Raw genomic sequence first — 11,605 nt, 5'->3', positions numbered from 1 at the left:
GCCACGGGCCGTCGGGGGTCAGGGCAGCAGATCCGCCAACGGATTGTCAGGTGGCGTGTCCGCCCGGTCGGACGATCCGGTGCGGGCGCACCAGCTCGCCACGGTGTTCACCAGCAGCATGGTGACGGTCATCGGCCCCACCCCGCCCGGAACAGGCGTGATCGCCGACGCGATCGGCTCCACCTCCTCAAAGCGCACGTCGCCGCAGAGGCCGCCGGGGGTGCGGTGGATCCCCACGTCCACCACCACGGTGCCGGCACTCACGTGGTCGGCGCCGATCAGCCGGGGTTGGCCGGCTGCCACCACCAGCAGCTCCGCCTGGCGGCTCAGGGCCGCCAGATCCCTGGTGCGGGAATGGGCAACCGAGACGGTGGCATCGGCGGCCTGGAGCATCAGCGCCATCGGTTGACCCACCAGGATGCTCCGTCCCACCACCACGGCCCGACGGCCGGCCGGCTCGATCCCGTGGCGCCCCAGCAGGGCCATCACCCCGGCGGGGGTGCAGCTGCGCGGCCCCGGTTCCCCCTTCAGCAGCCGTCCCAGATTGAGAGTGTGCAGGCCATCGGCATCCTTGGCCGGATCGATTGCCGCCAGCAGGGGCCCCTCCTGGAGCCCCCGGGGCAGGGGCAGCTGCAGCAGGATCCCGTCGACCGCCGGGTCGCCGTTGAGCGCCTCGATCGTGGCCAGCAGCTCCTGGGCCGGGGTGGCAGGGCCCAGATGGGCCCCCAGGCTGCGAATCCCGACGCGAGCGCAGGCCTTCTCCTTGTTCGCCACGTAGACCCCACTGGCCGGATCGTCGCCGATGCGCAACACGGCAAGACCGGGGGGGCGCCCGGCCCGGGGCAGCCGCTCACCGATCACCGCCAGCAGGCGCTGCTCCAGCTCCGCCGCCAGCTGGCGGCCATCCAGGCGCAGGGCCATGGGGGACGGGTGCATCAGCCTCCAGCATGCAAGCCGGAGGGGCCGCCGCGACCTCGCTAGCGTTCGGTTCCGAGAGGCCGGACATCCCGTGAAGCCGTGATGGTGCTGCGCCTGGGTCGCGTCAAGCAGCTGTGGCGGCAGTTGCTGCGGCGGGAATCACCGCGCCAGGCACTCTGCAGCTGGAGGGTGCTGGATGGGCTGGCGGTGCTGGTGGCCTGCCTGCTGGTGGCGCTGCTCTCCAGCTGGCCCTGGCTGGTGGAGCCGAGTCTGCGGCCGGGAGTGCCGGCCCCGATCAGTGCCCGGGCCCCCGAGGCCGCCACCGTGATCGACAGCGAAGCCCTCGAGCGTCGCCGTTCCCAGCTCGGTACCCGCACCACGGTTCAGGTGGTGGACCCCGCGGCGAACCAGGCGCTGCAGGAGCGGCTCGCGCGGCAGCTCCAGGAGCTCGAGCAGGTGGCGCGGAGCCCCCAGGATCGGGTGGGTCCCCTGAACCTCACCCCCGCCGAGCAGGCCTGGCTGGTCAGCCGCACACCTGAGGAGCTCAACGACTGGAAGCTCACCCTGCGGGTCGCCCAGCAGCGCATGCTCAGTCAGGGGGTGGTCGGCAACGTGGCTCTGCAGCAGCTGGAGAAGGCCGCCCGGATGCAGCTGATCGGCCTGGAGGAGCCGGCCCTGGGGCTGGGCAGTCGCCTGCTGGCCACAAACCTGCAGGGCCGCACCAATCTCCGCACCGATGCCCTGATGAGTCAGCGGCTGATCGAAGACATCCTCACCCAGCAGGGCATTCCCCGCATCGTGGTGAAAGAGGGCGATCTGATCACCCGCCAGGGGGAGCCGATCAGTTCCCAGGCCTTCGACGTGCTCGATCACTTCGGCCTGGTCGACCGACGCCCCCTGCTCCGGGCCTGGCTCGGTCATCTGCTCGAGGCTCTGACCGCCTGCGTGGTGATGGTCCTGATCCTGCGGCGCTGGCGTTGCAGCCTGGAGCCGCGCCATGCCCTGCTCGCCCTGGCCATGCTGCTGGTGGTGCAGGGGTTCAAACTCTGGCTGGGCAACACCGCCAGCCCCCTGGCGCTGCTGGTGCCGCCCACACTCTTGCTGGCCCAGGCGCTCGGCACACCGGCCGGTCTGGCCTGGCTGGCGGTGGCGAGCCTGCTCTGGCCACAGCCCCTCGACGACTACAGCGAAGTCCGGCTGCTGGTGGCCGCCCTGGTGGCGGTGGTGGCGGCAGTGCTCGCCGGTCGCCAGCGCAGCCGCGCCCAGTTGGTCCAGCTGGCGATCCTGCTGCCGATCGGGGCCCTGGCTCTCCAGTGGCTGGTGCTCCAGAGCGTCTCGCGCTGGTACGGAGGGACCCGGGTGCCCCCGGGTGGCAGCGAACTGGCCTCCGAAGCCCTGCTGATGGGGGCCCTGCTGATGGGGGGACTGCTGCTGGGGCCGTTGGTGGAGAGCTCCTTCGGGTTGCTCACCCGTGCCCGGTTGCTGGAGCTGGCCGATCTGGAGCGGCCGCTGTTGCGCCGGCTCTCCATCGAGGCGCCCGGCACCTTCGAGCACACCTTGATGATCTGTGGCCTGGCCGAGGAGGGCGCCAGGGCGATCGGAGCGGATGTGGACCTGATTCGCACCGGGTCCCTCTACCACGACGTGGGCAAGCTCCACGCTCCCCAGTGGTTCATCGAGAACCAGTCGGAAGGGGCCAATCCCCACGATGAGCTCGATGATCCCTTCGGCAGCGCCCGAATCCTCCAGGCCCATGTGGACGAAGGGCTCAAGCTTGCCCGCCGGCATCGGCTGCCGCGCCCCCTGGCCGATTTCATCCCGGAGCACCAGGGCACGCTGCGGATGGGCTACTTCTTCCACCAGGCCCGGGAGCGCGATCCCTCCACCCCGGAGCAGAGCTTTCGCTATCGGGGGCCCACGCCCCAGAGCCGGGAGACGGCAATCCTGATGCTGGCCGATGGCTGTGAGGCCGCCCTGCGCTCCCTGCCGCCCGGCACCTCGCAGGGGGAAGCCAGCGCGATGGTGCGGCGCCTGATCGATGCCCGCCGCCTCGACGGCCAGCTGCGCGACAGCGGTCTGAGCCTGGCGGAGCTGGAGTTGGTGATCCAGGCCTTCGTGCGGGTCTGGAAACGGATGCGGCACCGGCGTATTCCCTATCCGATCCCGGCCCGCAAGGCCTACAGCGCCTGACCCCTCCGCGCCACGCCCCGGGTGCAGCGGCGTGGACATCCGGATCCGGATTGACGCCGGAGGGGAAGGCCTGCAGGATCCAGCCAGTTCGGCCCCAGCGGGCCAGTGCCGATGAGCGACCGCAGGCGATCGAAGGTTCTGGGCACGAGCCCCCACATGGCCCATCGGAACCTGGCCGAGACGATTCCCCGTGATCGCTTGCCCAAAGCCGGCCTGGAGGCCGAGACGGCCTATCAGCTCATCCATGACGAGCTGATGCTCGATGGCAACGCCCGCCTCAACCTGGCCACCTTCGTGGGCACCTGGATGGAGCCCCAGGCCCGGCGCCTGATGGATGAGTGTGCCGACAAGAACATGGTCGACAAGGATGAGTACCCCCAGACCGCCGAACTGGAGGAGCGCTGCGTCCGGATCCTGGCCGCCCTCTGGAACGCCCCGGATCCGGCGGCGGTGATCGGAACCTCCACCACCGGCTCCAGCGAGGCCTGCATGCTCGGCGGGCTGGCGCTGAAGTGGCGCTGGCGGCAACGTCGTCAGGCTGCGGGGGAACCGGCGGATCGCCCCAACCTGGTCATGGGGGCCAACACCCAGATCTGCTGGGACAAGTTCTGCCGCTTCTTCGACGTGGAGCCGCGACTGGTGCCCCTCGAGGCGGGCCGGCTCCAGTTGAACGGCGAGGAGGCCGTGGCCCGCTGCGATGCCAACACAATCGCGGTGGTGGGCATCGTGGGCAGCACCTTCGACGGCAGTTACGAACCGATCGACGGCATCCAGCATTGTCTTGACGCCCTGCAGGCCAGCACGGGTCTTGACATCCCGATCCATGTGGATGGGGCCTCAGGGGCGTTTGTGGCCCCGTTCAATTCACCCGAATGGCCCTGGGATTTTCGCCTGCCGAGGGTGCAGTCGATCAACACGAGCGGCCACAAGTATGGCGGTGTGTTCCCTGGGGTGGGTTGGGTGGTCTGGCGCGATCGTGCCGCCTTGCCCGAGGATCTGGTCTTCCGAGTGAACTACCTCGGTGGAGAGATGCCGAGCTTTGCGCTCAATTTCTCGAGGCCTGGCGCCCAGGTGGTGGCGCAGTACTTCAATTTTCTGCACCTGGGCTGGGGGGGCTACCGGGCTCGGATGCAGATGCTGGAGGGGATTGCCTGTCAACTGGCCGATGGCCTCGCAGCCATGGGTCCCCTGCGTCTGGTGAGTCACCCCCGCGGTCAGTTGCCGGTGTTCGCCCTGGAGCTGGATCCGGGGATCACCACCTACACGGTGTACAACCTCAGCGACAAGCTGCGGGAGCGCGGCTGGCTGATTCCGGCCTACACACTCCCGGCCCATCAGCAGGATCGCTCCGTCCTGCGGTTGGTGATCCGGGCCGATTTCAGCGGTGACATGGCCGAGATGCTGCTGGAGGACGTGCGTCGGGCCCTCGATTTCTTCGAAGGCCTCGACGGACCGATGCCGGCCTCCGTGAGCCGGCCCAGCTTCGCCCATCTCTGAGCACCAACTTCCGGACGCCGTTCAGCCCTGGGAGAGCAGGGTGCCGAGGCCGATCTGGTGCAGGATGCCCTGGCCGGTGAGGGCCTCGGTCAGCACGCCGATCAGGAAGCCCAGCATGGCGGCCCGGCCGTTGAAGAGCTCGACGCGACGCAGCTGCTCTTCATGGATCTGGGCTGCGGCGGCACTGCTGTACCAGGAGGGATCCGCCTGGCCGCTGGAGCTGGCGAACGGGGTGGAGCGCAGGCCGGTGGAGGAGGTCATGGAGGTCAAGCGACGGATCACAATGTAACGGATCCTTGCGCGCTCTTGACAAACTGGGGGCCATCTCAGTCATTTGCCCTTCTAATGCCGTTGGCCCTCTCCGGGGGGATCGCCCAGGAGCGATAGGGTCCTTCCAGGCAGGTCAGTCCATGCGTTCTTCTCCAGCGCCGCCCCTGGCGGCGATCGGCCCCCACGGCAAGCTCGGCGTATTGATCTGCGGCCATGGCAGCCGCAATCGTCTCGCCGTCGCTGAATTCGCCCAGCTGGCGGAGGCCCTCCGCGGCCGCCTGACCGGTCTGCCGGTCGAGTACGGCTATCTCGAATTCGCCAGGCCGATCCTGAGGGACGGTCTCGATCGCCTGCGGGAGCAGGGTGTGGAGCATGTGCTGGCGGTGCCCGGCATGCTCTTCGCCGCTGGCCACGCCAAGAATGACATCCCCTCGGTGCTCAACACCTATGCCGCCGAGACGGGCCTGCGGATCGACTACGGCCGCGAGCTCGGCGTCGATCTCAAGATGATCCAGGCCGCCGGGGCCCGTCTGCGGGAGGCTCTCGCCGCGGCCCCCCGGGACATTCCCCTGCACGAGACCCTGCTGGTGGTGGTCGGACGGGGGTCCTCCGATCCCGATGCCAACTCCAACGTCAGCAAGGTGACCCGCATGCTGGTGGAGGGCTTTGGCTTCGGCTGGGGCGAGACCCTCTTCTCCGGGGTCACCTTCCCACTGGTGGAGCCCGGTCTCCGCCACGTGGTCAAGCTGGGGTTCCGGCGCCTGCTGGTGTTCCCCTACTTCCTCTTCTCCGGTGTGCTGGTCAGCCGAATCCGCCAGCACACCCGCCTGGTGGCGGCCGACCACCCCGCCATGGAGATCCTGGAGGCCGGCTATCTGGGCGATCACCCCCTCGTGCTCGACACCTTCCGGGAGCGTGTGCAGGAGGTGGTGCGCGGAGACACCCAGATGAACTGCTCGCTCTGCAAGTACCGGGCCCAGGTGCTGGGCTTCGAGACCGAGGTGGGGGCCCCCCAGCGCAGCCACCATCACCATGTCGAGGGCCTGGTGGTGAGCTGCCTGCTCTGTGAAAGCGAATGCACCGGGGCCTGCCAGCCCGATGGGGTGCCGATCCCCCTGGCTGGAGGCGGGGCGCCGCTCCCGGCCCATAACCACCCCCATGACCACACCCACGCCAACGGCCATGAGCACCCCCAGGACCACGGCCATGGTCGCTACCCCCATGCCGACCACCCCCTCGGTCCCCGCAGCCTGGGAGCTGCCTCATCCGTCTCGCCGCCGGTCAAGTCGCAAGAGACCAAGCATTGATCAGCTCTGCTCATCAGTGGAGGATTTCCCCAGCTCCAGGTCGTTTTCCCCAGCCCAACCGGGGTTTTTCCACAGACTTCCGGGGTGAATCGGTCTTGGGACCGTCGGGGCTGGGGATTGTGGTGTTCCCCAGGTCCATGGCTTGACAGTCCGGGTCGTCGCCTTTGCGCTGGGGCCGTGCCCCGGGGCATCCGGTCACATCTCCCGCACCGCAGGCCTGTCTCAGGCTGATGCGGGATGGGCGCGCTCCGGAAGCCCCCTTTGACGGCGAGCCCCCATCCGTGGCTTTCTGTGTCCGTGATCCATGGGACGAGACGATGAACGAGCGCGGCGATCCAGAGGCGGAGATGGCCCGCATCAGCCTCGAGGCGGAAATTCCGGAGGCCCTCTTCGAGGGCATGCACGACTTCCTCCGCGGCCATCCCCACTGGGACCAGTACCGCCTGATCAGCTCGGCTCTGGCGGGCTTCCTGTTCCAGAACGGCTGCACCGATCGTTGCGTGACCCAGCACTACCTCAATGGGCTGTTCATGCGGACCGGCCCCGGTTGAGCGGACGCCCCGGCAGGGGCAGGACAAAAAAAAGCGGGAGCTGCCGCCCCCGCTCTTGTTCTCCCTTGCCCGACCCGTTGAAAGGTCGCCTGCTGATTGTGCGCCGCCCTCCGGGCCCCGGTTGTGGTCATTGACACCGCTTGAGCTGCCGGGTCAGGGGGTGCTCACACGGACCGTCCGCCCCTTGTGGCCGTCTTCGAGGCGGAGTTGGCGGAGCGGCCCTGGCGCAGGTCCAGCGCCGCTCGTTCGCAGGCCCTCCAGGTGAGGGCCATGATCGTGAGCGTGGGGCTCTGCCAGCCGGCGCTCGGCCAGCAGGCGCCATCGGTGACCAGCAGATTCGGCGCTCTCCAGCAGCGGTTCCACCGGTCCACCACGCCCTGATCGGCCCTGGTGGCCATCCGGGCTCCCCCCAGCTCATGGATGTAGTAGCCGGGGGGGGCCGGTCCTGCGGAAAGGGCCGCACTGCCCCGCAGCAGCGGCTCGGCCAGGGGAAACAGGAAGAGGTCTTCGAGGGGCTGGATGCGGCCGCCGCCGACCTCCACCACCTCCTCCATGCGCTCCTGCATGTGGCGCACCAGGAGCCGCTCGTTCTCCCCCCAGTGCACGTCGATGTGGGGAACGGGCAGCCCCCAGGCGTCGGCGGCGCTGCCATCGAGGCTCAGCCGGTTGTGGGGCTGCGGCAGCACTTCGCCATGGCCGATCAGGAAGCCCACCGCCTCTGTCGAGCGCCGCTTGAGCAGGCCGGGGGGATCGAAGCGCTGGATGGCCGCCCACAGACCGTAGCCCCGCCGGAACGGCAGTGCCCCGCCCGGATCAAGGTTGACGGTGTTGGGGATGAAGACGCTGCCGGCCCCCGAGAGCTCGGCGGGCTCCGCCGGAGCGGGCTGATCCGGCAGGGCGAAGAAGCGGCTGGTGGAGATGTGATCCATCAGGTAGTGGCCCAGGCACCCGGATGGATCCTCCAGGCCGTTGCTCCGGTGCGACGGGCCGGAATGCAACAGGATCCGCACCGTTTCCAGCGTGGAGGCGCAGAGCACCACCAGGGCGGCCCGGACCCGCTGCCGCCGCCGGCTGGTGCGATCCACCGTGATCACGCTCTCGGCCCAGCCGCCGCCCGGCACCAGTTCCACATGGCTCACCACCGCGTTGCTGCGCAGGGTCACCCGCCCGCTGGCCAGGGCCCGTCCCAGGGCGCCCCCCTGGGAGCTGGATCGAGGCCAGGCAGGGACCCCTGAGCGGACGGGGCGGGCGAAGCCGCGGGAGTGGATCAGGGGCAGGCCCAACTCCTGGCCGATGGCCCCCTGCAAATGCCGTTCGGCCGGAGTGAAGGGAAGGGGGGGCAGGTACTCCCCATCGGGGAGCTGGGGCAGCCCGTCCCGCTGACCATGGACTCCGAGCATCCGCTCCAGCCGGCTGTAGTACGGGGAGAGGTCAACGCTGCCGATCGGCCAGCTGGGCCCGTGCCCATCCCGCTCACCGGCCCGGAACTCGTGGTCGGAGAGGCGCAGGGTGATCCCGCCCCAGGTGAGGCTCCGGCCCCCCACCTGCCGCCCCCGGCTCCAGAGAAAGGGCCGGTCGGCGGGGGTGGTGTAGGGGTTCTCGATCTCGTCGACGTAGAGGGCCGGGTTGGTTTTCCAGTAACCCGGATGCTGGCTCTGGCGGAGCTGGCGGCCGCTGCTGAGATTGGCGAGGCGGCGCAGGCTGTTGAGCGGTTCGCGGCCGAAGGCCCGGGCCGGACTGCTGGGCTCGGATCCGGCCTCCAGCACCAGCACCCGCAGACCGGCGTCGGCGAGCACCATGGCGGCCACTCCACCGGCGGCGCCCGAGCCCACCACCACGGCGTCGTAGGCAGGGGCGTCCAGGGAGTCCGGGGTCACGCGCTGGTCAGGGAGGAAGGAGCGGCTGGCGGCGGACCCCCTGGCCCCGGGGATCGAGCGAGGGGATCGCCAGTAAAAAACCCGGCCTCCCAGGGGGGGACCGGGTGTTTGCAAATGGTGGCGGGGAGGAGATTTGAACTCCTGACCTTCGGGTTATGAGCCCGACGAGCTACCAGACTGCTCTACCCCGCGGCGCCTTGTGGACAGTATCAGTCGGTGGGGCCATCCCGCAATCGGAGCCCCCGGTGCCGGACGCCTGGTTCAGCGATTGGCGGCGTCGAAGCGGAGTTCCCCCTGGACACAGAGCTCCAGGCCCTCCCCCGGCAGCAGGAACTGAGCCGCCAGTTCCTCAAGGGTGAGGGGCGTGAGCCATTCCAGCTGGCGCAGCAGGTGCAGGGCCACCGCCTGCTTGGCCCTTCGGGCCCCATCCTCCACCTTGATCGCCAGCCCCAGCCCCTCGCCCATGCGGGTCAGGCACTGGATGCCTTCGGCGCCCCCCTTGCTGACCACCATGCCGTGGCCTCGCCGCATCAGCTCGGTGTCGAACTGCCCCTCACCGGCCACCAGCTCGGGGTGGGCCAGCATGGCCCGGCTGAGCCGCTCCAGACCGGCCTGCTCGGAGGCGCCCAGGTGGGCGAAGAGCAGGGCCATCTGGGCCAGGGGCAGCTGCAGGGTGGGGGCTCCGCAATCGTCGCGGGCGGTGACCAGTTCGGCCCCCGGCAGGCCGAGCAGCTCGCCCACTCCTCGCAGCACCTGCTGTTGCAGGGGGTGGTCCACCTGCAGATAGCTCTCCAGGGGCCAGTGCATCCGCCGGCAGGTGGTGAGGAAGGCGGCGTGCTTCCCGGAGCAGTTGTGCTGGAGCGGGCTCTGGCCGCCCGCCGGGGTGGGGCACTGCAGCCACTCCGCATCCAGATCGGCGCTCCAGAGGAGCTTGAAGGCCTCGCGGGCATGGGCGGCGGTGCCGGCATGGGAAGCGCAGGCGATGGCCAGACCACGGTCGCCGCTGCCGGTCTGGTCGGCGGCACCGCTGTTGACGAAGCCCAGGGCCTGGAAGGGCTTGAGCGCCGAGCGCACGAAACTGAGGTGCTGGGGATCGCCGGAGCGCATCAGCACCCGGCCGCGCCGGTCACAGACCACCGCATGAACCCGGTGGATGGACTCGACGATCCCGTTCCGCCGCAGGGTCACCTCCAGGGGGGGGACACCGGGCCTCTGGGCTGTGCCGAAGCTGATGGGCAGGGTCATCGCAGGGGGGGATAGGCCAGCAGTGGGGGCTTCTCGGCGTCAGAGAGCCTGGCAGAGGCCGGCCCCCCCCAGCAGCAGGGTCAGCGTCCCCGCCATCACCCGCCGCAGGCGATCCAGCACGGGCTTCACCTGATGGTGTGCCACCAGCAGATCCTGCTGCCGCCAGGCGAGGGGTTTCTCCCACACCTGGCCGTCGTACCAGCCGGATTCCTCATAGTCCACCCGCTCGCTGATCAGGCGACGGTGGACATAGCTCCAACCCAGCCACTGTCGGGCGAGCAGCAGCAGGGACGGCAGCACGGCGGCCACGGCTCCCATCACCACCAGGCGGGGAAGGTTGTGACGCAGGGGCCAACTGCCGCTGGCGATCAGCAGGGAGACGGGGAAGGTGAGCAACCAGCTGCCCACCAGGGGCCTGATCACCCCTGCCAGGCCATCGGCCGGCCAGGCGAAGAACCAGGAGGCCAGCAACTGGCGGTACTCCTCCAGGGGCCGCTGGTTGAGCGGGACCGGACTGGGGATCTCCGAGCAGGCCTGGTCCATGGCTCTCCGGGGGCGGCGATCCGGTGGTGGTGATCCGGGGGGCTGGCCTCGGATCGTCCATCCCTCAGATCGGCAAAGGCTCCCCCGAGCCTAGGAACGGCACCTTCTCCCCGTGCCCCCAGAACGCCTCAAGGTCGTAGTAGCGGCGCTCGTCGGGGGTGAGTACATGCACGATCAATTCGCCGTAATCGAGCAGGACCCAGTGTCCTTCGCTCTGGCCCTCCCGGCGCAGGGGAAGGCGGCCGGCGTCGACGTCCAGGCGATCCTCGACCGACCGGGCGATCGCCCGCACCTGCACATCGGAGAGGCCCGAGCAGATCACGAACCAGTCGGCCAGGGAGGAGACCTCGTCCACCCGGATCAGCAGGATGTCCACGGCCTTGCGGTCGTCACAGGCGTCGGCCGCAGCCAGGGCGAGGGCGCGGCTGTCGCCGGGTTGGATCGTCGGGTGGCTGGCCGTGGTGTCATCCATAAACGTTCTCACTGGTGACGGACTGGCGGCTTCCCTGCTGCTGGGCCATTTCGGCCCGGGCCCGGCCGGCGCTCTTGCGCAGCGCCTCGAGCCGGTCTTCGTAGAACGCCCGGCGGCGCTTCTTGCGGGTCTGCTCCACCAGCTCCTTGAGGGCGCCACCCAGGCTCTTGTAGGCGTTGGGAATCGTGTAGCCGAAGCGGGTGGCCAGGGAGATCGCCCGCTCGTCGGCGGCGATGGCGTCCTGGAGCCGCTTCTCGTTGTTGTTTTTGAGGTAGAGCCGGTAACCGGCGAAACCCGACAGACCCATGGCCATCAGCAGGAGCAGGCCGTCCTGCACCCAGAGCTCACCGATCGCCCCCCCCAGGCCGATGGCCAGGGCCGCCATCTCCCAGCCATCGCGGGGAACGGCGTCGTTCTGGATGCGGCCCACCTCGTGCCAGAAGAGCAGATTGCGGTGGTCAAGGGCGAGTTTGTCCCAGGTCAGGAGGTCGACCTGGATCTCGACCTCGTCGCGGCCGATCTCCTCGATCGTGATCAGAGGAGGGTCGGCGGAGGCGGAGGCTTCCACGAACACCCAGCTCTGCATCTCAGGCGGCAGGAGCCCTTTCAGGCGCTGGAGTTCGCTCATGGAGCCGCTGGGGACAGTCTGCAGAATGCCACGTTAGCGAGAACACCAGCCCTTCCCGGTTCCCGTGCCCGGGGTGGGAACGGAGCGGCGGTTGTCGGGGCGGGCCG

The 11,605-nt window shown here is 69.4% G+C and carries 11 protein-coding genes and 1 tRNA gene; 4 read left to right on the top strand and 8 right to left on the bottom strand.

Annotation, left to right across the window (positions count from 1 at the left end):
- Nucleotides 1-18 precede the first annotated feature (18 nt).
- A complete protein-coding gene (gene folD, locus ACWJI7_RS05420) occupies nucleotides 19-921 on the bottom strand; it encodes a bifunctional methylenetetrahydrofolate dehydrogenase/methenyltetrahydrofolate cyclohydrolase FolD (RefSeq protein WP_479936025.1) in 903 nt (300 codons plus the stop codon).
- 99 nt (nucleotides 922-1,020) lie between these two features.
- Here folD and ACWJI7_RS05415 point away from each other — a divergent pair, with 99 nt between their 5' ends.
- On the top strand, nucleotides 1,021-3,108 hold the full coding sequence (locus tag ACWJI7_RS05415; protein ID WP_479935961.1) for an HDIG domain-containing metalloprotein: 2,088 nt from the start codon (nucleotides 1,021-1,023) through the stop codon (nucleotides 3,106-3,108).
- A gap of 156 nt (nucleotides 3,109-3,264) precedes the next feature.
- On the top strand, nucleotides 3,265-4,605 hold the full coding sequence (gene gad, locus ACWJI7_RS05410; RefSeq protein ID WP_479935959.1) for a glutamate decarboxylase: 1,341 nt from the start codon (nucleotides 3,265-3,267) through the stop codon (nucleotides 4,603-4,605).
- 21 nt (nucleotides 4,606-4,626) lie between these two features.
- Here gad and ACWJI7_RS05405 read toward each other — a convergent pair whose 3' ends face one another.
- Nucleotides 4,627-4,866 carry a high light inducible protein gene (locus ACWJI7_RS05405; protein WP_479935957.1) on the bottom strand — a complete coding sequence of 80 codons (240 nt, stop codon included), beginning with the start codon at nucleotides 4,864-4,866 and terminating at the stop codon, nucleotides 4,627-4,629.
- Between the two features lie 149 nt (nucleotides 4,867-5,015).
- Here ACWJI7_RS05405 and ACWJI7_RS05400 point away from each other — a divergent pair, with 149 nt between their 5' ends.
- The gene (locus tag ACWJI7_RS05400) at nucleotides 5,016-6,182 is read left to right on the top strand and encodes a sirohydrochlorin chelatase (RefSeq protein WP_479935955.1); all 1,167 of its coding nucleotides are present in this window, start codon (nucleotides 5,016-5,018) and stop codon (nucleotides 6,180-6,182) included.
- A gap of 317 nt (nucleotides 6,183-6,499) precedes the next feature.
- A complete protein-coding gene (locus ACWJI7_RS05395) occupies nucleotides 6,500-6,733 on the top strand; it encodes a DUF2811 domain-containing protein (protein WP_479935953.1) in 234 nt (77 codons plus the stop codon).
- A 164-nt stretch (nucleotides 6,734-6,897) separates the two neighbouring features.
- Here the strand turns inward: ACWJI7_RS05395 and ACWJI7_RS05390 are convergent, their stop codons facing one another.
- The 6 genes from ACWJI7_RS05390 to ACWJI7_RS05365 form a co-directional block, all read right to left on the bottom strand.
- Entirely contained in the window at nucleotides 6,898-8,610 is a 1,713-nt protein-coding gene (locus ACWJI7_RS05390; RefSeq protein ID WP_479935952.1) for a GMC oxidoreductase, read from the bottom strand.
- Nucleotides 8,611-8,725: 115 nt separating this feature from the next.
- Nucleotides 8,726-8,802: transfer RNA gene (locus ACWJI7_RS05385), tRNA-Met, on the bottom strand.
- Nucleotides 8,803-8,871: 69 nt separating this feature from the next.
- A complete protein-coding gene (locus ACWJI7_RS05380) occupies nucleotides 8,872-9,855 on the bottom strand; it encodes an asparaginase (protein ID WP_479935950.1) in 984 nt (327 codons plus the stop codon).
- 39 nt (nucleotides 9,856-9,894) lie between these two features.
- Complete coding sequence (locus ACWJI7_RS05375) at nucleotides 9,895-10,398, bottom strand: CGLD27 family protein (RefSeq protein WP_479935948.1); 504 nt, start codon at nucleotides 10,396-10,398, stop codon at nucleotides 9,895-9,897.
- 64 nt (nucleotides 10,399-10,462) lie between these two features.
- Nucleotides 10,463-10,870 carry a ribosome silencing factor gene (rsfS, locus tag ACWJI7_RS05370; RefSeq protein WP_479935946.1) on the bottom strand — a complete coding sequence of 136 codons (408 nt, stop codon included), beginning with the start codon at nucleotides 10,868-10,870 and terminating at the stop codon, nucleotides 10,463-10,465.
- Nucleotides 10,863-11,498, bottom strand: coding sequence for a DUF3318 domain-containing protein (locus ACWJI7_RS05365; RefSeq protein ID WP_479935945.1), 636 nt, complete (start codon nucleotides 11,496-11,498; stop codon nucleotides 10,863-10,865). The genes rsfS and ACWJI7_RS05365 overlap by 8 nt, the downstream gene beginning before the upstream one ends.
- Nucleotides 11,499-11,605: the final 107 nt, after the last annotated feature.

It is taken from the genome of Cryptocyanus atlanticus LEGE 06306 (assembly GCF_056633155.1).
Note: the sequence above shows the minus strand (reverse complement) of the source record. Positions and strands in the feature narration are given on the sequence as shown.

Coding starts and splice junctions, on each gene's coding strand:
- ACWJI7_RS05415 (WP_479935961.1), top strand. CDS start 1,021: ATGGTGCTGCGCCTGGGTCGCGTCAAGCAGCTGTGGCGGCAGTTGCTG.
- ACWJI7_RS05395 (WP_479935953.1), top strand. CDS start 6,500: ATGAACGAGCGCGGCGATCCAGAGGCGGAGATGGCCCGCATCAGCCTC.
- ACWJI7_RS05365 (WP_479935945.1), bottom strand. CDS start 11,498: ATGAGCGAACTCCAGCGCCTGAAAGGGCTCCTGCCGCCTGAGATGCAG.
- rsfS (WP_479935946.1), bottom strand. CDS start 10,870: ATGGATGACACCACGGCCAGCCACCCGACGATCCAACCCGGCGACAGC.
- folD (WP_479936025.1), bottom strand. CDS start 921: ATGGCCCTGCGCCTGGATGGCCGCCAGCTGGCGGCGGAGCTGGAGCAG.
- ACWJI7_RS05405 (WP_479935957.1), bottom strand. CDS start 4,866: ATGACCTCCTCCACCGGCCTGCGCTCCACCCCGTTCGCCAGCTCCAGC.
- ACWJI7_RS05380 (WP_479935950.1), bottom strand. CDS start 9,855: ATGACCCTGCCCATCAGCTTCGGCACAGCCCAGAGGCCCGGTGTCCCC.
- ACWJI7_RS05375 (WP_479935948.1), bottom strand. CDS start 10,398: ATGGACCAGGCCTGCTCGGAGATCCCCAGTCCGGTCCCGCTCAACCAG.
- gad (WP_479935959.1), top strand. CDS start 3,265: ATGGCCCATCGGAACCTGGCCGAGACGATTCCCCGTGATCGCTTGCCC.
- ACWJI7_RS05400 (WP_479935955.1), top strand. CDS start 5,016: ATGCGTTCTTCTCCAGCGCCGCCCCTGGCGGCGATCGGCCCCCACGGC.